General features: G+C 65.9%; 1 protein-coding gene. It reads right to left on the bottom strand.

What is annotated here, in order from left to right:
- A partial coding sequence (locus tag BST42_RS28895) for an acyl carrier protein (RefSeq protein ID WP_133057536.1) occupies positions 1-261 on the bottom strand: 261 nt, incomplete at both ends.

Below are 261 nucleotides of genomic sequence, written 5' to 3'. Positions count from 1 at the left end.
CATGCCCAACCCCAGCATGTCCACCGGATAACCCGTCTTCTCCGAAACAATCGACAGCACAACATCACCGGCGGGTATCGCAGGCGCGGCGGCGGCCACGACGGCGGCAACGGGGGCAGGGGCGGCGAAGCCGGCAACGGTGTCGACGACATCTTGCAGGGTGCGCAGGTTCGCCAGCTCCGAGGCCGGAATCTCCGGGGCACCCGGGAACTTCGCCTGCAACGCCGCCAAAATCTCGACCTGCTTGATCGAATCGATCCC

The organism is Mycolicibacterium rhodesiae (assembly GCF_002086695.1).
In the GTDB taxonomy this organism is placed as follows: domain Bacteria; phylum Actinomycetota; class Actinomycetes; order Mycobacteriales; family Mycobacteriaceae; genus Mycobacterium; species Mycobacterium rhodesiae.
This window is presented reverse-complemented; position numbering and strand designations above follow the sequence as displayed.